Here is a 23,266-nt window from a genome sequence, read left to right as displayed (position 1 = left end):
GCGCTGCGGCGCACGGGCAGGCCGGGGGCCAGGTCGGCGCGGACGGTGACGGGTGCGGCCAGGGTGAGCAGCCAGCGGCCGTCGGGCAGCCGGTGCAGTTCGGCGCCGTCCTGCCAGTGGGCGAGGACCCGCGCGGCGGCCTCGGCCGTGCCGGTGACGGGGGTGTCGAGGACGAAGCCGGCGGCCTCGACGGCGCCGCGGAAGTCGCCTGGCGCGGACGGGCGGGCGGCACCGGGCGCGGACGGGCCGGTGGCGGGGGTACGCGGGTCGGGCCGGTCGACTGCCGCGGGGGTGCGTGCGGCGGCCCGGTCGGGGGTCGGACGGGCCGGGCGGGGCGCCTGGTCGGTGCTCACTGGTCGCTCCCGATGACGTGGTGGATCCGCCCGGTGTCCGCGTCGCCGACCAGGATCCGGTCGGGTCCCTTGGGCACGGCGATCAGGGGCAGGGTGGGGTGGAGGGCGGGGCGGCCGCTGCCGCCGGACAGGCGGGCGAGGGTACGCCGGCCGTTCTCGCGGGCGTGGCGCAGCACGGCGTCCTTGCGCCCGGCGGTGAGCAGGGCGGCGCCCTCGGCGCCGTGGACCAGCCCGATGACCTCCGCCTGTTCCCGGAAGGTGACGAGCTGGTGGGCGCCGTCGCGGTCGACGAGGTCCCAGGTGCGGCGGTCCTTGCTCCAGGCGACGGCGCCGGCGCCGTGCAGCAGGTGGCGTGCCTGCGCGGCGCCGGCCGGCAGGTCGCCCTTGTACAGGCGGCTGTCACGGGCCCGGTCGTAGGGCAGGTCCGCCGCCTGCCTGCCGACCGGCCCGTCGTCGTGGGCCTCGCCGTCCGCGCCGATCCGCCACCAGCGGCCGGCGACCGGAAGCCGCAGGAACCGGCCGTCGACCAGCAGGGGCAGCACCGGCTCGGCCAGCAGCGCGTCCAGGCCGGTGCGGTCGAGCCCGAGGGCGGCGCTGTCGCGGACCACGTACTCGCCGCGCTCGCAGAACCGGCGGCCGCTCACGTACGGGACGAGCTGGCGGCCCCAGGCGTAGAGCACGATCAGCCGCCGTCCGTTGCGGCCGGCGGCCACGGCGGGGCCGGGCAGGTCGTGACGGCGGGCGCGGACCGGGGTGGGGTGCCGGTCGGAGCCGGGCAGGTGCACGGCGAGCAGGACGTCCGCGTCGCGGCCGCGGGCCAGCAGGGTGCGGGAGTCGGTGGTGAAGACCGGCACGGCGCCGCCCCTGACGCCGGTGGGCAGCACTGCCTGCACCGGGGCGGCGCGGCGGAACCCGGCGCCGCGCAGCGCCCGGACGGCGATGTCGGGGGCGGGCAGCGGCAGCAGCGCGGTGGTGGGGGCGGCCGCGCCGGTGGTGATGCGGACCTCGACGCCGGTGGCGCCGTTCGCGTCCCACTGCACCGGCCGGGCGGTCAGGGCTCGGGCGCCGGCCGGGAGGAGGGCGGCGAGGCGTTCGGAGGTGAGCACCCAGGCGCGGTCGCCGTCCTCCAGGAGCTCGCAGGCGTGCCGGACGTCATCGGGGGTCGGGTCGCTCCGGCGGCGGGCCTCCAGCCAGGCCGGGAGCAGGTCTTCCAGGTCGCCGCCGAGCCAGGTGCCGGAGAGGTCGCCGAGGATGCCGACCCGCAGCTCGGTGCCGCGGGCGGCGGCCCTGCGGTGGAGGACGAGCAGGGCGGCGAGCTGGACGAGGCGGGCGGCGCCGGCCTGTTCAGGGCCGGTGTCGGCCAGCACGACGGACCGGCCGGTCGGCGTGGGCAAGGTGAACTCGGGCGCGAGGTGGAGGAGTTCGCCGTCGACGAGGCGGCGGAGGAACTCGTCGGGGAACTCGTCGGCGAGCAGCCACTCGGAGGGGATCAGCTGGTCCGGGCGGCCGGTGCGGGCGAGGCCGCCGTGGCCGTCAGGGGTGCCCTGGGCCCGGGCGGCCGGCTCGTGCTCGGCGACCAGGGTGTCCAGGCGGCGCAGCAACGGGCCCAGGGCGGTGGCGAGTTCGGGGGTGAGGGCGGCGAGGGAGGTCGACCAGGGGGCGAGGGCGGAGGGCATGGCGCTGGTCATGCGGGACGGCTCCCGGTGGGCTGCTCGGCGGATCCGGGGTCGGCGCCGGCGACGGGTCCGAAGACGAGGCCGGCGTCGCGTTCGGGCTCGGTGTCAGGCTCGGGCTCGGCGTCGGCGTCGGGCCCCGGCTCGGTAACGGGCTCGGCCGGGAGGAAGCGGTCCAGCGCCGCGGGGTCGGTGGTGGGCGGCGGCGGGTCGGCGACCAGTGCATGTCCGGGCAGCAGGACGCACACCTGGCCGCGCCGGGCGCCGAGGGCGGCCGGCCACAGGGCTGGCGCGGGCAGCGGGCGCGCCGTGGTGGGGACGAGCAGCTCGCCGTCACGCCCGAGGTAGCGGGCACCGTCGGCCCAGGGCAGGTCGCCGGCGGCGCCGAGAACGAGCAGGGCGCCCACGTCCGCGAGCGTGCCGAGCCGTACGCCGGCGAGCAGCCGGGCGCGGGTCGCTGCGGCCAGGGCCGGCACGGCGTCGCCGAGGGCGAGCACCGCGGCGGGCGCCAGGGGCGGTTCGCGCCGTTCCCAGCGCAGCGCGAAAGCCGGCTCGACGGCCGCGCCGCGAGCGGTGACGGGCCCGAAAGCCGCAGCCGGGCCGGGGGCGGCGGCCGAGCCGGACGTGACCGGCGGCCCGGGCGTGACCACCCTGCCGGGGGCGGACGGCCGGGCGGGGATGCACGGCTGGGCGGGGGCGGACGACTCGGCGGGAACGGACGGCTCGGCGGGAACGGACGGCTGGGCGGTGGTCACGTCGGGGAGACCGCCGCGACCAGGTCCGCGCGGACGCCCGCGAGCACGGCGGGCAGGTCGTCCGGATCGAAGCCCGCATCGATCTCGCGCAGTGCGCCCTCCAGCCGCAGCCGGGAGTCCGGGCCGCCCGGGAGCGTGCCGTGCTCGGCGAGCAGCGCGGCGGCGGAGCGTGCGAGCCGCTCGGCCCGGGCGTGGACGCTGCGCGACATCTCCTCGGCGGCGTGCACCAGGCTGTGGTTGGCCGACTTCTCGATCAGGTCGGCGAGGGTGTCACGGGCGAGCGCCTGAGCGTCGGCGGTGGGGGCGATGAGCGGCAGCACCCACAGGTCACGGGTGGTGGCGCGGTCCCGTCCGTCGAGGACGGCGGCGGCGGCCACCAGCCGCTGGGAGCGCACGGCCCGGCGGTCACTGACGGGGACTCCGGCGGCGCGCAGCCGCCGCAGGGCGGTGGCGACCGCCGGGGTGACCTCGGTGAGGTCGCAAGCCCGGGCCGCGGCGGCGAGCCGATCGAGGGCACCGAGCAGGTCGGCGGGCCGGCCGGGTGCGCCGTGCGGCGCCGCACCGTCGGCCGGCGGCAGCGAGACCGGAGCCGGGCGGCGTCCGGCCTCGAGGAGCTCCTCCAGTCGGGCGTCGGCGACCGGTTCGACGAACAGCCGGGCGAGGAAGCGGTCGGCGAAGGCGGCGAGTTCGGGGTCCTCGGGCACGTGGTTGGCAGCGCCGACGCAGACCCTCAGCGGGCTGGCCAGCACCGTGCCACCACGGCGGAAGACCCGCTCGTTGAGCAGCCCGAGGAGGGTGTTGAGGACGGCGGTGGAGCCGAGGAACACCTCGTCCAGGAAGGCGATGTCGGCCTCGGGCAGCATGCCCCCGGTCCGGAACTCGACGCGGCCCTCGCGCAGCCGTCTCAGGTCGACCGGCCCGAACAGTTCGTTGGGCTCGGTGAACCGGCCGAGCAGGTACTCGAAGTAGCGCCCGCCGAGTTGCCCGGCGACCCGCCGCACGGCCTCGGACTTCGCCGTACCCGGCGCACCGACGACCAGCAGGTGCTCACCGGCGACCGCGCACAGCGCCACGACCTCGGCGACGACCTCGCGGTCGACCATGCCCCGGCCCGCGGCGGCGACGGCGGCCGCCACGAGGTCCGCGTCTGCCGCGCCCGCACTGCCGTGTGCGGGCGCACCGACCTGGCCGGGCACCGGGGACGGCGCGGCCGACGTGGCCGCCGGGATCGACGGGGACACGGGGGGCTGCGGGGTCGCGGGGTTCGGCGAGGCCGCGGCGGCGGGTATGTCGGTCACGATCATGGGAGTCTAGGGTTCGTCGTCACCGCCCCACCAACGGGTTTCCCCCCGGCTCCCACGGCCGTCGGGGAGCCGGCGACCTCGGTTCCCACTCGCTGCCGGGGCTGCGTGGCCCACGTGGTCGTCCGGCAGGCTTTGCGAGTGGCGCGCCACGGGTCGTCGTCCCGGGGTGATCGGCAAGCCGAACCTCCCGGCGGCCGCTGCGGTCAGGGCGACGAGCGGGTTGGAGTCCGTGCTCGTGTGGTCCGGCCGGGCCGGACCTGGTCGGTGCCCGGGGCGCCGGCTGCGCCCGCACGGTGGCGGGACACCTCGGGAGCGGCCCACCGACCCTGCAGCCCGTGCCGTCGCCGTCCAGGAGTCCGGGACCACCGGCGGCCCGTTCGGGAACTGCCCACCGGCGCACGAATGCCGACCTGGCGGAGGCCCGGGACTACCGGCGGCCCGTTCGGGAACTGCCCACCGGCGCACGAATGCCGACCTGGCGGAGGCCTGGCGGTGAGTCCGGCCGTCCGTCAGCTCGGGGCCGGCCGGGGCCGGGCACCGGGGTCGCGACCGGGCACCGTGGCGGGTGGCCACGGTGCCCGGCGGAGTGGCGCAGCCCCGCGGGCGCGGCGGGGCGGTTATTCGTCCGGACCGGGCTGGATGGGGCCGAACGGCTCGATCCGCGGGTTGGCGAACGGTCCCTTCGCGCCCGGCACACCGCGGACGCGCTCGGCGGCGGCCTCGGTGACCATCAGGGCGTAGCTGCCGTCGTGCAGGTCGATCAGACCGTAGTCGGTGTCGACCGCGTCGTGGCTGAGCCCGAGGTGCCGGACGGCGTCGTCGAGGGTGGCCCCCGGTGGGAGCCGGGTGGTGATCAGGGCGGTCGGTCCGTCGAGGGCCATGGCACTCCTCGGGGGTGTTCGGTCACCGGAAGCCGTTCTTCTTGCGGCGACGCAGCGCGTCCATGATCACGGGCACGTTGACGATGCCGAAACCGTAGTCGAAGTCGAAGCCGGCGGCACCGCGGTCGTCGGCGGTGCGCTGCAGGAGGGTGCGCAGGGCGTGCGGCGGAAGCTTGGCGGCCGGCCACTGGGAGCGGATCGCGGCGACCACGCCCGCGGCGACCGGGCAGGCCGCGGAGGTGCCGGTGTCCGGCTCGTCGGCGCCGAACGCGTGGGAGCCGTCGAAGTGCGTGTAGGAGCAGACGTCGGGCTTGCTGCGGCTGAGCCGGCCCGGCCCCTGCGAGGAGTAGCCGACCCGGTCGCCACGGGTGTCCACACCTCCGATCGACAGGGCGCGCGGGTGGGAGTTCGCGCCGCCGATCGGCCGGTCGGTGAACTGACAGCGGCCGTCCGGACAGTCACGGCCGCAGTTGCCGGCCGCGAACAACACGTCCGCGCCTGCGCTCTCCAGCGCGGTGACCATCAGGTTGAACGGGTGCGCCGGGTTGTCCGAGTAGTTGCCGGGGTGGCCCGGCGGGAAGTCCCACTGCGGCGAGAACGAGCCCCAGCTGTTGCTGACGACCAGGGCCCGCTTGTCCTGCGGCATGGTCTCCAGCAGGCCCCACAGGTGGGCGAAGCCGGCGACGGCGTCCGAGAGCAGGCCGTCCATGACGGTCGCGCCCTCGTGACTGGACTGCAGCACCGGCAGGTCGAGGAAGGTCGCCTTGGGGGCGGCGATCATGGCGTCGAAGGCACACATCGAGCCGTGGTCGACCGGGAACTTGCCGGGCTGCCCGACCACGCCCGGAGGGTTCCAGCTGCGGGCGGCGTCGATGGTGATGGTGCGGCCGGACTCGTTGTTCACGTGCTGGGCGTTGATCCCGGTGTCGACGATCGCGAGGGCGACGCCCGTACCGTCGAGGCCGTCCGCGCCGAGCTCGGCGAAGAACTGCTCGATCTCCCTCCAGTTGCCCACGGGCTTGTCACCGCCGCAGGTCGGCGTCGTGGAGATGACCGGGTCGGCCGAGACACCGACGATCTCCGGGTGGGACAGGGCCAGCATGCTGAGACGGCTCGCCGGGTCGTAGTCGTGGATCTCGCCCCGGACCAGGACGCTGGCGTGCTCCGGCGCCCGGGAGAAGGTGAACGACTGCTCCATCGACAGGGGATCGCCGCCCGCCCGGACGGGCATCGGCCTCGGCGCCGCCACCGGTACGAACGTCGGGTCGATCTCGACTCCGCGCAGCCCACCGGCGACATCGTGGGCGGTCATCGTCACGTTCGGATCGATGACCGCAGCCACCATGTCCGGTTCGGGGCGCATCTGGATCATGACACGCATGCTTTTTCTCCTCGGGAGAACGGCCCGCAGCCCGATCGGCGTACCGCAGCGGCATCCGCCCGTCGGGGGCGAGGCATGGGTGGGAAGGCGGTCCGAACGACGTGCCGCCGGGCGGAAGAGTCCGCCCGGATCACGACACACGGCGACCACAGGTCACCGACCGCCTCCCCACCATGCTCACCATCCGCCGCAACTCTCACACCATCCGTCCGCCGGACGGCCGATGACACGGGAGCGCACACCCGACCCACCGCACGCGCCGGTCACCGCTCCGGACGCTCGCAGATGGGCCACGCCCGGACACGCCGAAACCCAATCCGGCCGTGCCCACCGGCACAGCGGCACGGGCGACCCACCGCGGCCGCAGTACCCCGTCACGGCTCTGGTGGCGGCGCGGGTCGCGGTGGCGGCGCGGGTCGCGGTGGCGACGGTGGCGGCGCCGGTCGCGGTGGCGGCGCCGAACCTCGAACCTGCCGGGGCGGGGATCGGGCCCTGGCGGCACACCGGACAGACAGGCGGGCGACGAACGCGGCACCGGACAGCCGTTCCCATGGCCCACACGGGCACGCAGCACTCGAGCCGCCCCCTCCGGGGATCCGGCGACCGTGGGTGGGCGCGGTTAGGGTGCCGGTCATGTCTGGTGATTCTCGAAACAATGGCCCGGTCCGTGAAGTTACGGCGGAGCGCGGGCGGTTGACCGATCCGGCATGGCTGGTCAACGGCGATCCGGAGCAGGTCATGGCGGCGCTGGACGGCGCTGTAGGACAGGAGGAGCTGGCGGCTGCTGCCGTCTACCGGGCGTCGGGGCACTCGCACCGCGACGCCGGTGCGCAGGTGCGGCGGCAACTGCTGGCGCTGGACGCCGCACGGTACGGCAACCGGGAGCTGGCGAGGGGCCTCACCGAGCTGCCGGCCCGTCAGGAGGAACCGGGTACCTGGACCGTGCAGTGGGCCACCGGTACCGGCCTGGACTCCCGGCTGCGGTATGCGTTGCCGGCACCGGCCAAGGTGACCGTGGTGGCGACCGTGGTCGTGGAGGACCGTGGACTGGCTGTCGCCGGCTGTGAGGACGGCACACTGCACTGGTGGGATCCGGCCACGGGCCAAAAACTCGGCCACACCGCAACCGGTCACACCCGCGGCGTGCGTGATCTGGTGACGGCGGTACTGGACGGGCGTCCCGTCGCCGTCACCTGCGGCTCCGACGGGGCGGTCCTGGTGTGGGACCTCGCCGACGGCGCACCGGTCAGCGAGTATCACGCCGGCGGCGACGGCCGGGTCATCTCGCTCGCCACCGCACCGCTCGACGGCCGGCCCGCTGTGGTCGCCGGCTGCACCGACGGCGTACTGAGGGTGTGGCACCTGGCCGCCCCCACCCCCGGCGGTGAGCCCCTGACCATCCGTACCGGCAACGTTCAGGCTCTTGCGACGGCGGTGGTGGACGGCCGGCCCATCGCCGTCACCGGCCACGCCGAAGGAGCCGTCCGCAGGTGGGACCTGATCACGGGACGGGAGTACCACCTCCTGGGAGACGACGCCGAGGATTCCCGCCCCGTCACCGATCCGGTACCCGACCGCCCTACGGCCACCGACGGCGCCGACACCGATGACGACCACGGCCACGACGGCGACAGCGGCGACGACGGCGGGATGCGACGCTGCGTCACCATGGAGATCAACGCCATGACGCACCTGCTGGCAACGGACCCGACGTTCGAGTGCCCCGTGGCGATCAGCGCCAACGCCTACGCGACGTACGTCTGGAACCTCGCCACGGGCGAGCAGGTCAGCGAGCCCGGTCCGGGGTTCGCGGAGGCGGCGGCCCTGACGATGCTCCACGGCCGCCCCACCGCCGTCCTCGGATTCGGCCTCCGCGGGCCCGTCGCGGTGTGGGACCTGTCCGCCCACAGGCACGTGCGCCCGCCGCTGACCGGCCACCAGGAGACCGTGCGGACAGTGGCGACGGCCGTGGTGCAGGGGCGTCACCTCGCCGTCACCGGTGGCGACGACCGATCGGTCCGCATCTGGAACCTCGACGGTGAGAAGGAGGCGGACAGCCGGCCGGCCGGCCATGCCGGGCCCGTGCAGCAGGTCACCACGGCAGTCGTCGACGGCCGGCCCGTCATCGTCACCGGCGGCACGGACACCAACGTGCGGCTCTGGGACCTCGACGGCGGGGAACAGCTCGGTGAACCCCTGACCGGCCACACCGCCGCGGTGAACCTGCTGACGGCGGGCACGGTGCAGGGCCGGCCCACCCTCGTCACGCGCGACCGGCACGAGACGGTACGGATCTGGGACCTGATCAGCCGGGAAGAGCTGCACGGACACGCCACGAGCGAGTACACGAGCCCGTCCATCCGGTTCTTCGCGGCAGTGGACGGCCACTTCGTCGCCGTGACGTCGGAAGGCCGGGTGTGGGACCTTGCCGCGCATGCATGGATCGGAGTGCGGCCCGAACAGGGCGGCGCCCTTGCCCTGGAGACGGTCGAGGGCCGCCACCTCATCCTCACCGGTCACGGGACCGAAACGGTCCAGCTGTGGGACGTGGCCACGGGCGAACAGACAGCGCCGCCCATGACGGCACACACCGGCCGGGTGTCGGCCGGCGCAGTGGGAATGCTGAACGGCCACCTCGCCGTCGCCGCCGGAACCGGCAACGGAACCGTGCACATGTGGCACGGCACCACAGGACGACAGATCGGCACCTACGCGTTCCCCGCCCCGATCAACACACTCGCCGCCGCGCCGAACGGGCAGCTGGTCGTCGGTTTCGGCCCGGACATCGCGGTCCTGACCCACCACTGACCGGCCCGCGAACAACCACGGCCACAGCCACCCACAGGCGCCCACGCCAGGCCCCGCTCCACACCGTCCGGGGCCTGGCCGCGGCGATCGACGAGCGGACCGGCCGGGCAGCCGCGCCGCGTACGGCAACCGCGACAGGACACCGTGAGCGGTGTGATCCGGCACGTCGTCCGGGCGCGGCCGGCAACGCCCTCGATCTCGCCGCGGCTGTCGCCCTGGACCACCCACGGCCGTATCACCGCCGGAGGCACGGCCGACACCGGCGACGACCTCCTGGCGCTCGCACCGCCTGTGGTGCGTCCGAAGCAAGAGCCGACCTCGTGCTGCGCTGCCGCCGCGATCGGGTGAACCGTCAGCGAGACCCGCGCGCCCATCACCTGACTGACTCGCCGAATGGGCAAGGCTTTCATTTAGTCCGCATACGGAAGAGGGTACGGCATGACCCAGGTCCTGGAATACGAGAGCAATGCCATCGTGGAGCTGCTGGGAGTTCCCCCGGCGGGCCGCGACGCGGAGTGGCTGAGGAACTCCCTGCAGCAGGCGATCATGGTGGAGATCGCGACCATCGGTCCGTATGCGAGCGCCCTGTGGTCGATCAAGGAACAGACCGTGCCGGTCGCCAAGGCCATCCGGGAGGTCATCTTCGACGAGATGACCCACATGGGACTCGTGTGCAACATGCTCACCAGCATCGGCGGGACGCCGGTCCTGGCCGATCCGAAGGTGGTTCCGAAGTACGAGCACGCCCTGCCGGGCGGTGTGAGGCCCGATCTCGTCGTCTTCCTCGAGGGCCTGACCAAGGACTCGGCCGAGATGTTCTCCGAGATCGAACGCCCGGAGCATCCGATCGCCCAGACGGACACCTCCGCGACCATCGGGGCCTTCTACACCGCGATCGAGGAGGCCTTCGAGACCCAGCAGCACCTGATCAGCGGCGAGCGGCAGATCGAGTTCTCCCTGGAGAGCCACGGGCAGGGCAACAAGATCGTTCCGCTCGACACCATCGAGAAGGTCCGGGCCGCCATCGAGATCATCAAGGAGCAGGGCGAGGGGACCTCCGCCTCACCCGAGAACCCGTTCCCCGGCCAGCCCGGGGAGCTGGCGCACTTCTACGTGTTCCGGGAGATGTTCCACGGCAAGAAGTTCATCAAGGTGTCGGAGAACCCGGACGCCTGGGACTTCAAGGGCGATGAGGTTCCCTTGCCCCCGGCCCACCCCATGGCGAGGGTCCCCGACGGCGGGTGGGCCAACGGCGGGCCGAATGCGCCCGCGCCCGAGGTGAAGTCGGTGCTCGGCGCATTCAACTCGCATTTCAGCACGATGCTGCGAGCACTGGAGGAAGCCTGGCGGACGGGCGACCCGGGCTCGCTGTCCACGGCCATCAGCCGCATGGGCAAGATGCGAACCGAGGCGCGGAAGCTCGTACAGATGGAACTGCCCGACGGCAGTGGCAAGACCTACGGGCCGGAGTTCCTGTACGTCGAGGAGTGAGCAGTCCCGTTCGCGGAAGCATCCCGGTGAGCAGGCGGGTCCGCAGATCCTGTCGGCCCGAGACGGCAGGGGCTACGGGTCGTCGAATGCCGCGCGTGTGAACCGACGGAGAATGCCCGGCAGGTGTCGCCATCGACGGAGCCTGCATAGCCACACGGCTGCGCGTGACCCCAACCAGGCCATCACCGACACGAGTTGGGCCACCACATGGTCTGCCCGAGCCTGCGGGCCCGCGGCTGGCTGGACCTCTCCCGGTGGGGCGAGAACCTGACGACGGCTCTGCACGACGTCCAGCAGGGCCGAGCCGTACTCGTCCCGCTGCGCGGGGCGCCCCCGGCACGGGCCTGGCAGCCGAGCCAGACGGCCCGGGAAGCGCTCGGCGGCAGCTTCGAAAGTCCGCCGACCGTGGTCGCCCGGGGCCCGAACCGTCTCGACGCCTTCGCCGTCGGACGCGACAAGGGGTGCGGCACAAGGCCTGGACTCAGGGATGGAAGCCCAGCCAGACCAGGTGGGAGGCGCTGAGCGGCGGCTTCACCGATCGGTTCTACGCGTGGCTCGGGGTGAGTGCTCCTCATGTGCTTCTTCCTGTGACCGATTCCAGGGGGTTCGGTAGTCGTAGACGGTCGGTGCACGCATGACCGGCCGGCCGCACATGAACCCGGCTCCGCTCATCAGGCCCGGCCCCTTGGAATCGAGCATCTAGGCTGGCGCGGTGACTGATGAGCAGAAGCGGGTGCAGCCGTCGGGAGTGTGGGCCACTGCGGTGGGGGTGGCCAGGGTGCGGGCGCTGGAGACCGAGCGGGAGAACGCGCTGTTCCGCGACCCACTGGCACAGGCCTTCGCCACCGCCGGCGGCCTGTGGCCCTCCTCGCCGCCGCTACCCGATGACGAGGCCGCGCGCCGTCGCCGACTGGCCGTGTCGTACTCCGTCGTCATCAGGACGAAGTTCCTCGACGACCTGTTGCAGCAGGCCTCCGCGTCCGGGATCCGGCAGGTCGTGCTGCTCGGCGCCGGCATGGACAGCCGGGCCTTCCGGATGGACTGGCCCGACGGCACCCGGCTGTTCGAGGTCGACACCGCCGCGCCACTGGACTTCAAGGCTTCGGTGCTGCGCCAGGAGCGGGCCGTCGCACGCTGCGAGCGGATCACCGTGGCCGTGGATCTGCGGGAGGACTGGCCGGGCGCGCTGGCCGCCGCAGGGCACGACCCGGCCGTGCCGACCGTGTGGATCGCCGAAGGGCTGCTGATCTATCTGCCCGAGGACGCGGTGGAGCTGCTGCTGGCCCGGATCGGCGCACAGTCGGCGGCAGGCAGTCGGATGGGGCTGACGTTGGGCTCGCGCGGCGTGATCGAGCGTTTCGGCGCGGACGCCGTGCCGGGATCGGCGGCGGCCATGTGGGTCTCGGAGATGCCCGACGACCCGGTGGGCTGGCTGGCCGGGCACGGCTGGGAGGCCGAGAGCCACACCCTGCGCGAGTGCGGTGCCGCCTACGGCCGCCCGATCGGCACCCCTCCGCAGCGCGAGGAGCGGCCCGGCGGACTGATCTCGGCGGTCCGCCGGTAGAGCGCCTCCGCTGCAAACCCGAACTGGCTCACGTCGGCAGCCGAGGCCGTCCTCACGTGGGATCGACGGGCGGACAAAGGTGCGGCCCGACCGGTCATCAGGCGGGCCGCACCGGAACGTCTGTTTCAGCTGATGTGTGCCGTGCAGGGGATATGAGCGCCGGCGAACCTCACCAGCGGGATGCCCGGAGGCCTGGTCCAGCATCTGGCCGACGAGCGTTCCGACGGTCGGCGCGTTGACGTTCCGGTCGTCGCCGCCGGTGGTGCTCAGCACGACGCTCCGGACCTTGGCGTTGCCGGGACGGATCGGCAGGGATCACGGTCCGGGCGCAGTTGTCGGTCAAGCGGGCTGGATCAGGGCCGGTGCGGGTGGCCGGCCAGCCAGCGCGGGGCCGTGGCGGTCAGGGCGAGCGCGAGGGCGCAGGCGGTGGCCAGCCACGCGACGCCGACGCCGGTGAGGCCGTAGTGGGGCATCAGCACCAGGGTGAGGATCAGTAGCAGGCAGGCGAAGACGAGCTGCAGACCCGTCAGGAAGACCAGGGCCTGGCGGACCCGGGCGACGTGCACGGCGACGCCGAACAGCACGTTCGGCACCGCGGAGAGCGCCATCAGCCGTAGCACGGTCGTACCGTGCTGCGCGTAGTCGGGGCCGAACAGGTCGAGGATCCAGGGGGCGGCCGCGACCGCGACGGCGGTGGCGGGGGCGATGAGGGCGAAGGTGTGGCGGAGCATGCGGCCGGCGTGTTCGGCGAGGCGGTGGGGTTCGGCGGCGCCCTCGACGGTGAGGGACTGGCCCATGGCGTAGGCGGCCTGGTAGAGGGTGTCGGTGACCAGGTAGGCCAGGGAGTAGTAGGCGGTCTGTTCGGCTCCGAGGCGGGCGAGGACGAGCAGCGGCAGGGACTTGGCGACGGCGGTCTGGCCGAGCTGGCCGATGTAGTCCGCCACCGCGTAGCGGGCCATCCGGCCGGGCCTCGCGGTACCTGCGCCCGAGGTGTCGCGGGTGGCGGGCAGGGCGCGGGCGAACAGCACCACGTTCGCGACAGCGACGGCGAGCGCGAGACCGGCCGCCCAGGACAGCAGGATCCCCGCGCTGACGGCCAACGCGGCGCACACGGCGAGGGCGAGCGCCTTCGCAATGGCGAAGACCAGGTTCTCGCCCAGCACCCAGGCCGGTCGGCGCAGGCCCGTGAGCGCACCGTCCTGCAGCACGAAGACCGTGTAGGCGGCGGTCGCGGCGACGAACAGGAGCGCCGACCACGGTTCGCGCAGCTCGGTGAGGCCCGGCGAGAGGTGCGGAGCCAGCAGCACGAAACCGGTCGCCACCACCGCACCCACGACGGTGGCGACCGTGTAGCAACGGACCACCAGCCAGCGGCCGCGCGAGCCTGCGGTCGGCAGGAAGCGCACCAGGACGTCGCCGAGGTTGAGGGAGCCGAGGGTGGCCAGCAGCATCGCCGCCGACAGCAGGGCGTAGCTGCGGCCGACCGTTTCGGTGTTGAACCAGCGCGCGGCGAGCAGCCAGAACAGTGCGCCGAGGCCGGCGGCCAGTACGGCGCTGGCGGCCAGGATCCGCCCGTTGCGGACCAGCGGTGTGCCGGCGGCGGGCCCGGCCCCGTTCTGCAGGCGCTCGCGCAGTTGGGTGAGCGGCACGCCGAATCGCTCCCTCACGTCCGCTGCGCCCTTCCCCGCGTCGAGCGTCTCGGACGGGCGCTGCTGCTGGCCGAAGGGGCCGACCGCACCGGCTGCGGGGTGGTGCGCGCCGTGCTGCCGGGCGTCGCGCGTGCGCGCCGGGTGTCTCGCCCGCAGGTCGCACACTCGGGCGGCGCGAGGACCGGACGGGGCGGAACCGAGAACTGAGGCATGGACAAACCGTGCCAGGTCCGTCGCTGTCGGAGGCGGAGCCCACGCCCGGGGAACCCACCCGGCGACCGAACGGTGTCTCCTCGGCCACGCCCCACGGAGGGCCGGCGGCGCCGACGAGGCGTCAGGAGATCGGGAGGAGACACACCGTGGTCCGACTGCGCGCGGGTGGCCGGCGGCCGCATGGTCGGCGGCCACCCACGTGTGCGAGCGGGTGGATTCCGTCCCGCGAGCCGGCACGCCGACGGGCCGTCAGCACGGCGCCGCGCGGTGCGACCAACATCACTCGGCCGACGCATGTCTGCCGCTGCGCCCGGGGAACCGATACCGCAGGCATACGAACTGATCGACGCGCGGGTCCGTGCTCCGCGCGCCCCCGCGACAGCCCTTGGCCTGCTCCCGCGGAGGCGGTACCTTCTCGGGCGACAACTGAAATCGACGGTGCGTGGAAGTCCGGTGAGATGCCGGCACGGTCGCGCCACTGTGAATCGGACCCGACAGCCTGTCGGGGCCGAAAGTCAGACCCGCCTCCGTCGCTCGTGCTCCACCGAACGGGACGCGTGTTCCCACAAGGAGGTCGGCCATGGCTCACCCCATCGCCCCCGCCGCCGCAACGCCGGCGATCACCCCCATCTCGCTGAAGACCATCCTGCCGTGGGCGGTCTTCTTCACCATCCTCATGCTGGCCCTCGTCTACTTCGTCGGCGCCGAGCAGGGCGCGACGTCCCTCATCTCCGGCGAGGACGTGCACGAGTGGGTGCACGACGGCCGCCACCTCCTCGGCTTCCCCTGCCACTGACCGGAGGGCACTCCGTGAACTCCGCAATCGTCAGAGGCCTTCTGGTCCGCGGCATGCTGGCCGGGCTCGCGTCCGGCCTGCTCGCCCTCGTCGTCGCCTACTTCCTCGGTGAGCCGCGCATCGACGCGGCCATCGCCTACGAGGAGTCGCACTCCCACGAGCACGAGATGGAGATCGTCAGCCGGTCCCTGCAGTCCACTGCGGGCCTGGCCACCGGTGTCCTGGTGTTCGGTGTGGCGCTCGGCGGCATCGCCGCCCTCGCCTACTGCTTCGCCCTCGGCCGCGTCGGCCGCTTCACTCCGCGCGCCACCGCGGCCCTGCTGTCGGCCGCGGCGCTCGTCGCGGTCTACGTGGTGCCGTTCCTCAAGTACCCGGCCAACCCGCCGTCGGTGGGCGACCCGGAGACCATCGGCAAGCGCACCACGCTGTACTTCCTGATGATGGCGCTCAGCGTGCTGCTGGCGATCGCCGCGGTGATCGTCGGCAAGCGGCTGGCACCGGCCCTCGGCAACTGGTGGGCCACCGTCGTCGCCGTCGCCGGCTTCGCCCTCGCGATCGGGCTCGCATACGCGTTCCTGCCCGCGGTCAACGAGGTCCCCGAGGACTTCTCGGCCACGCTGCTCTGGCAGTTCCGCGTCGCGGCGCTCGCCGTCCAGCTGACCCTGTGGACGTCCTTCGGCCTGGTCTTCGGACACCTCGCCGAACGGCTCCTCCACCCGAAGCCCGCCACCGCGAGCCTCGCCACGGGCCAGGAGGCCGCCACCGCCTAGTGCACGGCGCACCGCACGAAGGCCGGTGGGAGCGACAATCCGTCGCTCCCACCGGCCTTCACCGTTACCGGGCCCGGGTCGGGGTGGACGGGGACGGCCGCCCTGGGTGCGCCGGGCGGCCCGGTGGGCGACCGCGCCCTGGCAGGCACAGGCGCGTCGTCATCCCTGAGCGGTCGGGCGCAGTTCGCGTTCGAGGGCGGACAGGGCGAACTCGTGCGCGGAGGCATGCTGCCAACGCGACCGCCCGAACATCACGTCTCCGGAGAGCCCGTTCAGCATGGCCACGGCCCTGATGACGAATTCGGGGAGGTCCACGTCGGCGAACCGGCCCAGGGCCCGGCCCTCGAGAACGACGGCTTCCAGGCGCTCCTCCCACACGTCGGACAGCGCGGTGAGGAGTCGTCGGCCGGCGTCGTCGTGGCGCTGGGCCAGTACCTGCGTCCACAGCGCGTAGCGTTCGTCACCCTGGTGGCGGGGCAGGTAGAAGCGGACGAACAGCGCCAGTTTCTCGGAAGGGGATGCGGCCTCGTCCGCGGCCTGCTGGAACCGGGCCCCGAGGTCCGCCTCGCTCCATGCGAGGACTTCGAGCAGGAGGCGGTCCTTCTTGCCGAAGTGGTAGAGGATGTGCCCGGTGCTCATGCCGGCCCGCGCGGCGATGTCCGACATCCGCACGGCCGCCGTGCCCTTCTCGGCGATGACGCTGATGGCAGCCCGCATCGCCCGCCCCCGCGCCTCGTCACCGCTGGGCTGACGCTTCCTGTCGACCGGGGCCGGAGCCGGGGTCGGGGCCGGACGCGGTCGGGAAGCGGGCTTCGTCCCGGCGCTCGGCGCAGGCTCGGGCGCGCCCTCCGGTGGGACGGAGCGCTGCGGCTGCGCGGGCTCGGTCTCCGGCTTCGGCACGGGCTCACCTCGACTCTGGGATCTAGATCTGTAGTCTAGACTGAAAATCCAGTCAGTGCGATCGGAGGCGTGCCGGCCGGCGTGTGTGATCGGTTCGTCGCCCGGCGGTTCGCCCGTCCGCCCCAACCACTCAGGAGACACCCGCATGACGCGCGGATTCGACGTTGTGGAGACGTGTATCGCCGATCTGCGCGCGGCGCTGGAGAAGGGCGAGACCACCGCGGTCGGGCTGCTCGACGCCTACCTCGCACGGATCGACGCGTACGACCGGCCCGGCACCGCCACCGCTCTCAACTCGATGGTCGTGATGAACCCGGATGCCCGCGCGGAAGCGGAGGCCTCCGACGCACGCCGCGCGCGCGGCGAGACGCTCGGCCCACTGGACGGCATCCCGTACACCGCGAAGGACAGCTACCTCGCGAAGGGACTGACCGCCGCGGCCGGCTCGCCCGCGTTCGAGCACCTCGTCGCCCAGCGCGACGCCTTCGCCATCGAACGGCTGCGCGCGGGCGGGGCCGTCCTGATCGGCCTGACCAACATGCCGCCGATGGCGAACGGCGGCATGCAGCGAGGCGTGTACGGCCGCGCGGAGAGCCCGTACAGCGCCGACTGGCTCACCAGCGCCTACGGCTCCGGCTCGTCCAACGGCTCGGGCACCGCGACGGCCGCGTCGTTCGGCGCGTTCGGCCTCGGCGAGGAGACGTGGTCCTCGGGCCGGGCGCCTGCGTCGAACAACGCGCTGTGCGCCTACACCCCCAGCCGCGGCGTGATCTCCGTGCGCGGCAACTGGCCGCTCGTGCCGACCATGGACGTCGTGGTCCCGCACACCCGCACCATGGCCGACCTGTTCGAACTGCTCGACGTCATCGTGGCCGACGACCCGCAGACGCGCGGCGACCTGTGGCGCGCACAGCCGTGGGTGCCGCTCCCCTCACCGTCGCAGGTACGCCCCGCCTCCTACCCCGCACTCGCACCCGCCGACGCCCGCACGGCGCGCGCCGCGCTCGCCGGCCAGCGGGTCGGCGTGCCCAGGATGTACATCAACGCCGACCCCGGTGCCGGAACGAACCCCGACGGGGGCATCGGCGGCCAGACCGGCCGGCGGATCGAGACACGCCCCTCGGTGATGGCCCTGTGGGAAGCCGCACGCCGCGACCTGGAGGCCGCCGGCGCCGAGGTGGTCGAGGTCGACTTCCCCGTCGTGTCGAACTACGAGTCCGACCGCCCCGACACGCCCTCCCTTCTCACCCGCGGCCTGGTCGGCCGCGGCTTCCTCACCCTCGAGATCGAGGACCTGTCCGCGTGGGCCTGGGACGACTTCCTGCGCGCCAACGGCGACCCGGCGTTCCCCACCCTGGCCGAGGTCGACGGCGACCGCATCTGGCCCAAGCAGCAGGGCGAACTCCCCGACCGCTACACCGGCTTCGACGACACGATCGGCGACTACCCGCGCATCGTGCGCGAGCGCCCGTACGCCTCCTTCACCGACATGCCGCACCTCGAACAGGGGCTGCGCGGGCTCGAGGAGACGCGCCGGGTCGACCTGGAACTGTGGATGGACGAACTGCGCCTGGACGCGGTCGTGTTCCCCGCGGTCGCCGACGTGGGCCCCGCGGACATGGACGTCTCCGAGGCGTCCGCCGACCTCGGCTGGCGCAACGGCGTCTGGGTCGCGAACGGCAACCTGGTGCCCCGCCACCTCGGCATCCCGACGGTGACCGTGCCCATGGGCACCATGGCGGACACCGGCATGCCCGTCGGACTGACCTTCGCGGGCCGCGCCTACGACGACACCGCCCTGCTGACCCTCGCCGCGGCCTTCGAGACGACGGGCAGCCGGCGCACAGTGCCGCCGCGCACGCCGCGGCTCCCGGCACAGTGACGTGACGGTGTCGCACCACGTCGGGCCCGGGCCCGGGCGACGGAGCGCTGCCGACCGGGTTTCCCCACGGCTCTCCGCTGGGCATCGAGTACCTGGTGTGACGCAGAGTGGGACATCGATCACGAGGTGGGACATGAGCGCTACAGGGCCCGAGCCGGTCGCGACCTTCTGCGGGAACTGCAACTGCGGCTGCCCGCAGTTGTTCCTCGATCCGGATGCGCCGGAGGATCGGCGGGTACGGATCACCGACGACTTCGGCCAGCGGATCCAGATGAGCGAGGACCAGTTCCGCGACCTCGTCGCCCAGGCGAAGGCCGGTGTCCTGGACCGGGTCGCGTCCGTCGGCACCTGACCGGCCGTCGGCACGGCCCGATGTGGACCCATTCGTGAAACGGCCGAGGCGGCCGTCCCGGCCTGCCGGCTCGGGGGCGGCCGCCACGCCGCTCGACGGTCGGCTCTACAGAGCGGGGATCACGCGCCGCCGCGGGGCCTGCGGATCAGGCCGACGACGATGTCGGTGACGATGAAGCCGGCGAGCGTGACGCCCAGGACCGGCACCGCCCAGCCGAGTGCCACCACCAGCGGGATGCCGACGATCAGCAGCGGCAGCGGGACGGCGCGCCAGGCGCCGCGGGCGGGCGGGGCGCCCAGCGTGGCAGCCCGGTCCGCGCGGGTGGGACGGCGCTGCCACCACATGCGGTAGCCCCACAGGGTGATGAGGATCAGGCCGGTGGCGATCGCCGCGAGCACGACCTGGTTGGCCAGGCCGAAGAGGACGCCCAATCGGCACGACGGCCCAGCCGTCCGCCCGTAGTACTTCGGGTGGCGTTGTACGGGTCGTGACGTGGTCACAGGGGTGTGTGGATAGCGGCGGCGGAAGACCGGGCCGGCCGCATCCGGGCGCGCGCCTATGGACGGCGAGCCAACAGGCCTCGTCCGGCGGCTACGCACGCACCCTCGGTGGTCCCGGCGGACCAGACCGTGCCTTCGGTTCGCCATCCAGCGTGCTCAGCGCCGACAGCGCGAGGTTGGCGACGAGGACAGCGCCCATCCCGACACGCACGCCTCGCCCCGGCGGGGAGTTTCGCAGTCACGGGGTGGGACATTGCGCGAGCAAGACCGGCTCACCGGTGGGAGGTTTCGTGCCCCCGAGGGCTGCTCCGCTCCTGGGTCCGGAGGATCACCGACGGCGGGAGTGCCACCGCCGCGTCTTCCCGCCCGAGCGAGGGCAGATGCCTGCGACCGGGCGCCGACACCGGCGGCTCGCCACGACCCGAGAAGATCATCTCGGCGAGAAAACCCCACATTCCCACGGGGGGACCTCTGACGAATGGACACCGGGCGGGGAATTATCGCGAGCGGCGGGTGGGGAAATTCACGACCCCGACGGCTCCGACCGACCAGCACCGGTGCCGATGTCGGAGGAATTTCAGCCAGCTCGAGGACTCCGGCCGCCCCATGGTTGCATTCCCCTGCGCGGGCCGTTACGTTTAGTAGCTGTCCGGATGCATCGCGCTTGCATCCGGAAAGGTCCGGGCCGCCCCACCCAACGTTCACGAACCAGTGAGGCCAAGGAATGCGAAGGATTCTCGCCACGTCATTCCCCTCGATCGGGCGCAGCCGGCATCGGGAGTGACGGGTGACGGGCCACGGCCTGGCGTTGTCGGCGCACATGGACCGGTTCAGCTCGTGCGCGCGAGCACTCCGCGGAGCGTGGACTGGCGGGAACCCGCCCCGCACATCGGCACCGCCCGCACAGCCGCGCGCGACCACCTGCCCGTCGCCGTCCGCGGCGCCGCTCCCGCCGCCCGCCGGGCTCTCCACGGACACGGCCTCGACCAGCTCGTCTCCCTCGCCGACCGCACTGCCGCACCCTGAGGGCAGTCGTGTCGACCCGTCAGTACATCACCACGGAAGGGCCAATGCGATGTCCGAGCCAGAACTGACCCCGGAGGAAACCACGCTCGTCCGGCAGTACGTCGACATCCCTCCCGGACTCTCCGTGGACCGCCAGGACGTCACGCGCGCCCGCCTCGCCGAGGCAGCCGGTGGCCACTACCGCAAGGTCGGGCCAGGCCTGTACGAAGTCACCACCAAAGCTTCGCCCGATAACCACTGACGCATCTGCCGAGACCCCCCTGCCGGCCGGCCGCACCAGGCAGGCAGCGCACGCATGGACTCATCCCACCAGGCCGGCCACCGTGCACTCGTCACACCGTCAGGCGCGCGTCTGCTGCGCCCCCGCCTTCGGCGCCCACGCCCCCGAGGCCGGCGAGCAGCGGCAGGCCGCGACGCTCCTCCCCATCGGTGCTCCAGCGACGCTCCTCCCCATCGGTGCTCCAGTGGCGCCGCCGGTGCCGGACGAGGGCACGAAGCTCTGCAGCGCGACGCGGTGCCGCCCGGCCGGCGTAGCGCAGTATCCACGCTCAGTGCCGGATCTCGACTTCGTGGTCCGGGGCGTTCACGCGGGCCTCTTCTTGGTCGGGAGGGCCGGGCGGCGTTGGTCGGCGGAAGGACACCGGGCCGCAACGAGGGGACGGACATCGAAGCTCTGCCTGAATCGCCGGCCATGACGCGACCGGCTGACCGGAGGAGCAACGGCTGCACCCCACCGGGACACGCCGCGCCACTGCACAGCGGGCGGGCGCAGAGGCCGCACCCGGCCGCCAGAACACAAAGTCATGCCCACGGCCCACGAGATCCGACAAATCGACGCCTTGCCCAGACACTCGACACGCATCCCATTCTTGCGGCATCGTCCGTCACTTGATCCAGTGCCTTACATAGTCCACCTGGAGGTCGGCGGGTACGATGATCGAGGACCAATCCGCAACAGCGTTGTCGAGAACGGGATACTGAGCAGCTCCCCCCGTCCAGGGCATTGATCCGACCATCCGCCCGTCGTAGTACACATCGACGCGCTTCCCAGCCGTCCACTCTGCGCCGAAGGTGTGCCATCCGGTGGTCGGCGCCGCGCATCCCGCCGGTTCCTGATCGTTCGGCTGAGGATGCACGGACCAGCAGCTGCCGGACTCGGCCAAGCCTTCCCATATGTCTATCTCACCCACGGCCGGCCATGCGACCAGCCAGAAGGCAGGGAAGTTCGCTATCAGACCGCCGGGGGCCGCAGGAACATTGACCCTTGCTTCGAAGGCCCCCGCCGTGAATGTCTTCTTGGCAGAGACGCTGCCGGACACGTAGGGGCGCGTCTGGGATCCGTCGGCACACGTATCGGTGCGGTGCTCCAATATCAAGTGCAGCAATCCTCCCGACACCCTGGCCTGGTTGGAGTCGTAGCAGTTGATCGCCCCGCTCGGCGCATGGCCGGCCACGTTCCATGGACCCAGATCGACCTGCGTTCCGGAGAATTCGTCGGACCAGTCGAGCGACCAAACCCCAGGAATTCCTTTCGGGCCGGCGCCATCCTTTTGACTCGCGTCCAACGGCAACGCCAGTGAGACTATCGCGACTGCCGCGAGCGAACATCTCAGCAGTGTCATCACGCCACCCTGCCATTCGTTCGCCCCAGAGAGGCTCGGTGCCGGAAAGAGGGGCGGATTCTCGCAGTCCTTCAGTTCGAAAACCGGGCCCTCGCCGGGCGTCCCCGCCGAGGGAGGCGTGCTCGGCGAAGCGAAGGACGTCGGCCCCGGACTGCTTGGCGACTGTCCCACGAGCGGATGCCACTCCCCCGGCCCCTGGAACTCGCCTCCTCGCCGAATCACTCCGGAGGCAGCGCGTCGTTGCCGTCCTTCGAACTCGTCGCCGACGCCCCGCCGCCGGTCAGGCCCGCGCGACCAGCAGGCCTGTCGAGGAGGCCAGCCCCGTGGTCGAGACGTGACGCAGACCCGCGGCGGCGAACATCGCGGTGAACTCCGCCTCGGTGCGTTCCCGGCCCGGGTGGAGTGCCATCATGACGGTGTCCCGCAGCTTCCCGTCGTGCGGTGCGTTGCCCTCCGGCACGATCGCGTCGATCACGACGACCTGGGCACCGGGCGCCATCGCCCGGCGGATCATGTCGAGCACCGTTATGCACTGCTCGTCGTCCCAGTCGTGCAGGATCATCGATAGGAGGTAGGTGTCCGCGCCCGGCGGGACGCTGTCGAAGAAGTCCCCGCCGACCAGGTCCACCCGGTCGGCGACTCCGGCCGCCTCCAGCACCGCCTTCGCCCCACGAATCACCGACGGCTGGTCCAGCAGGGTGGCCCGCAGCTCCGGGTGGCGCGGCAGGATCGTGGCGAGCAGATGCCCCTGCCCGCCACCGACGTCGACCACCCGCCTCGCGTCGGTCAGGTCACAGCTCTCCACCGCCACGGCGTGCACGCGCCTGGCCATGTCGCCCATCGCGTCGTTGAAGAGTTCGGCGTGATCAGGGTGGGCGGCCAGGTGTGACCACCATTCCGTGCCGTTTACGTGCGGGAACGCCGGACGGCCGGTCCGCACCGAGTAGGACAGCGCGTTGATGGCCTGGAGCTTCTCGGGCATTCCCCAGAACCTGATCCATGCCCGTACCGACCCGGGCACGTCGGCGCGCAGCGTCTCGGCCAGTGGGGTCAAGGCGAACGTCCCGGGCTCCACCTCCTGAAAGACGCCCTGGGAAGCCAGCGCCCGCAACAACCGGTGCAGTGATCGCTGGTGCGCCCCACACCGGCGAGCGAGCTCCGACACCGGCACCGGCCCGCCGGCCATGATCTCCGCCACGTCGAACTCAGTTGCTACAACGAGAAGTTGTGTGACCAGAGCGCCGTGCAGCAGGTCCATCATCCGGTGCTGCGCCTGCGGGTCCGTCGGCTGGTGGGCCGTCCCCTGCGGGGGCTCGGCCGCGCCCTCACAGGCGTTCGACGATCCC

19 protein-coding genes, 1 pseudogene and 1 riboswitch are annotated in these 23,266 nt (G+C 72.8%); of the genes and pseudogenes, 9 read left to right on the top strand and 11 right to left on the bottom strand.

Features of this window, described 5'->3' with window-relative positions; all coding sequences use genetic code 11:
* The 6 genes from KSNIM_RS37065 to KSNIM_RS37040 all read right to left on the bottom strand — a co-directional run.
* Positions 1-353: bpX6 domain-containing protein (locus KSNIM_RS37065; RefSeq protein ID WP_263107578.1), on the bottom strand; the 353-nt coding region annotated here is incomplete at its 3' end.
* Positions 350-2,041 carry a hypothetical protein gene (locus KSNIM_RS37060; RefSeq protein ID WP_263107577.1) on the bottom strand — a complete coding sequence of 564 codons (1,692 nt, stop codon included), beginning with the start codon at positions 2,039-2,041 and terminating at the stop codon, positions 350-352. The genes KSNIM_RS37065 and KSNIM_RS37060, both read right to left, overlap by 4 nt.
* Positions 2,038-2,781, bottom strand: coding sequence for a hypothetical protein (locus KSNIM_RS37055; protein ID WP_263107576.1), 744 nt, complete (start codon positions 2,779-2,781; stop codon positions 2,038-2,040). Before KSNIM_RS37055 ends, KSNIM_RS37060 begins: the two co-directional genes overlap by 4 nt.
* On the bottom strand, positions 2,778-4,079 hold the full coding sequence (locus KSNIM_RS37050) for an AAA family ATPase (protein ID WP_263107575.1): 1,302 nt from the start codon (positions 4,077-4,079) through the stop codon (positions 2,778-2,780). Before KSNIM_RS37050 ends, KSNIM_RS37055 begins: the two co-directional genes overlap by 4 nt.
* A 623-nt stretch (positions 4,080-4,702) precedes the next feature.
* Positions 4,703-4,966, bottom strand: a complete 264-nt coding sequence (locus KSNIM_RS37045) for a hypothetical protein (protein WP_263107574.1) — start codon at positions 4,964-4,966, stop codon at positions 4,703-4,705.
* 22 nt (positions 4,967-4,988) lie between these two features.
* Positions 4,989-6,347: a S8 family peptidase gene (locus tag KSNIM_RS37040; protein ID WP_263107573.1), complete on the bottom strand. Its 1,359-nt coding sequence runs from the start codon at positions 6,345-6,347 to the stop codon at positions 4,989-4,991.
* A gap of 693 nt (positions 6,348-7,040) precedes the next feature.
* Between KSNIM_RS37040 and KSNIM_RS37035 the strand changes: the two genes are divergently transcribed.
* The 3 genes from KSNIM_RS37035 to KSNIM_RS37025 all read left to right on the top strand — a co-directional run bounded on the left by KSNIM_RS37035 (position 7,041) and on the right by KSNIM_RS37025 (position 12,210).
* Positions 7,041-9,155, top strand: a complete 2,115-nt coding sequence (locus KSNIM_RS37035) for a WD40 repeat domain-containing protein (protein ID WP_263107572.1) — start codon at positions 7,041-7,043, stop codon at positions 9,153-9,155.
* A 438-nt stretch (positions 9,156-9,593) separates the two neighbouring features.
* Positions 9,594-10,646: a ferritin-like domain-containing protein gene (locus tag KSNIM_RS37030; RefSeq protein WP_263107571.1), complete on the top strand. Its 1,053-nt coding sequence runs from the start codon at positions 9,594-9,596 to the stop codon at positions 10,644-10,646.
* Positions 10,647-11,394: 748 nt separating this feature from the next.
* Positions 11,395-12,210 carry a class I SAM-dependent methyltransferase gene (locus tag KSNIM_RS37025; RefSeq protein WP_263108247.1) on the top strand — a complete coding sequence of 272 codons (816 nt, stop codon included), beginning with the start codon at positions 11,395-11,397 and terminating at the stop codon, positions 12,208-12,210.
* Between the two features lie 353 nt (positions 12,211-12,563).
* On the opposite strand, the gene KSNIM_RS37020 is transcribed toward KSNIM_RS37025, so the two are convergent.
* Entirely contained in the window at positions 12,564-13,877 is a 1,314-nt protein-coding gene (locus tag KSNIM_RS37020) for a lipopolysaccharide biosynthesis protein (protein ID WP_263107570.1), read from the bottom strand.
* A gap of 580 nt (positions 13,878-14,457) precedes the next feature.
* Positions 14,458-14,616: riboswitch (cobalamin riboswitch) on the top strand.
* Positions 14,617-14,652: 36 nt separating this feature from the next.
* Between KSNIM_RS37020 and KSNIM_RS37015 the strand changes: the two genes are divergently transcribed.
* Both KSNIM_RS37015 and KSNIM_RS37010 read left to right on the top strand, forming a co-directional pair.
* Complete coding sequence (locus tag KSNIM_RS37015; RefSeq protein WP_263107569.1) at positions 14,653-14,868, top strand: CbtB-domain containing protein; 216 nt, start codon at positions 14,653-14,655, stop codon at positions 14,866-14,868.
* Positions 14,869-14,882: 14 nt separating this feature from the next.
* A complete protein-coding gene (locus KSNIM_RS37010) occupies positions 14,883-15,638 on the top strand; it encodes a CbtA family protein (RefSeq protein WP_263107568.1) in 756 nt (251 codons plus the stop codon).
* A 159-nt stretch (positions 15,639-15,797) separates the two neighbouring features.
* Here KSNIM_RS37010 and KSNIM_RS37005 read toward each other — a convergent pair whose 3' ends face one another.
* On the bottom strand, positions 15,798-16,355 hold the full coding sequence (locus KSNIM_RS37005; RefSeq protein WP_263107567.1) for a TetR/AcrR family transcriptional regulator: 558 nt from the start codon (positions 16,353-16,355) through the stop codon (positions 15,798-15,800).
* 328 nt (positions 16,356-16,683) lie between these two features.
* On the opposite strand from KSNIM_RS37005, the gene KSNIM_RS37000 reads away from it, so the two are divergent.
* Together KSNIM_RS37000 and KSNIM_RS36995 are read left to right on the top strand one after the other, a co-directional pair.
* Positions 16,684-18,420 carry an amidase gene (locus tag KSNIM_RS37000; RefSeq protein WP_263107566.1) on the top strand — a complete coding sequence of 579 codons (1,737 nt, stop codon included), beginning with the start codon at positions 16,684-16,686 and terminating at the stop codon, positions 18,418-18,420.
* Positions 18,421-18,553: 133 nt separating this feature from the next.
* On the top strand, positions 18,554-18,772 hold the full coding sequence (locus tag KSNIM_RS36995) for a hypothetical protein (RefSeq protein ID WP_263107565.1): 219 nt from the start codon (positions 18,554-18,556) through the stop codon (positions 18,770-18,772).
* A gap of 119 nt (positions 18,773-18,891) precedes the next feature.
* Here KSNIM_RS36995 and KSNIM_RS36990 read toward each other — a convergent pair.
* A pseudogene (locus tag KSNIM_RS36990) lies at positions 18,892-19,203 on the bottom strand (PepSY domain-containing protein); the annotation flags it as partial.
* A gap of 930 nt (positions 19,204-20,133) precedes the next feature.
* Between KSNIM_RS36990 and KSNIM_RS36985 the strand changes: the two are divergent.
* Positions 20,134-20,298, top strand: coding sequence for a hypothetical protein (locus tag KSNIM_RS36985; RefSeq protein ID WP_263107564.1), 165 nt, complete (start codon positions 20,134-20,136; stop codon positions 20,296-20,298).
* Between the two features lie 49 nt (positions 20,299-20,347).
* Positions 20,348-20,539, top strand: coding sequence for a hypothetical protein (locus KSNIM_RS36980; RefSeq protein WP_263107563.1), 192 nt, complete (start codon positions 20,348-20,350; stop codon positions 20,537-20,539).
* Positions 20,540-21,182: 643 nt separating this feature from the next.
* On the opposite strand, the gene KSNIM_RS36975 is transcribed toward KSNIM_RS36980, so the two are convergent.
* Both KSNIM_RS36975 and KSNIM_RS36970 read right to left on the bottom strand, forming a co-directional pair.
* Positions 21,183-21,920 (bottom strand): glycoside hydrolase family 16 protein, encoded by a 738-nt coding sequence (locus KSNIM_RS36975; protein ID WP_263107562.1) that lies wholly within the window; start codon positions 21,918-21,920, stop codon positions 21,183-21,185.
* 280 nt (positions 21,921-22,200) lie between these two features.
* Complete coding sequence (locus KSNIM_RS36970) at positions 22,201-23,181, bottom strand: acetylserotonin O-methyltransferase (RefSeq protein ID WP_263107561.1); 981 nt, start codon at positions 23,179-23,181, stop codon at positions 22,201-22,203.
* Positions 23,182-23,266 lie beyond the last annotated feature (85 nt).

The sequence above is a fragment of the Kitasatospora sp. DSM 101779 genome (assembly GCF_025655475.1).
In the GTDB taxonomy this organism is placed as follows: Bacteria; Actinomycetota; Actinomycetes; order Streptomycetales; family Streptomycetaceae; genus Kitasatospora.
The sequence above is the reverse complement of the archived record's forward strand: the minus strand, read 5'-3'. Positions and strand labels throughout refer to the sequence as shown.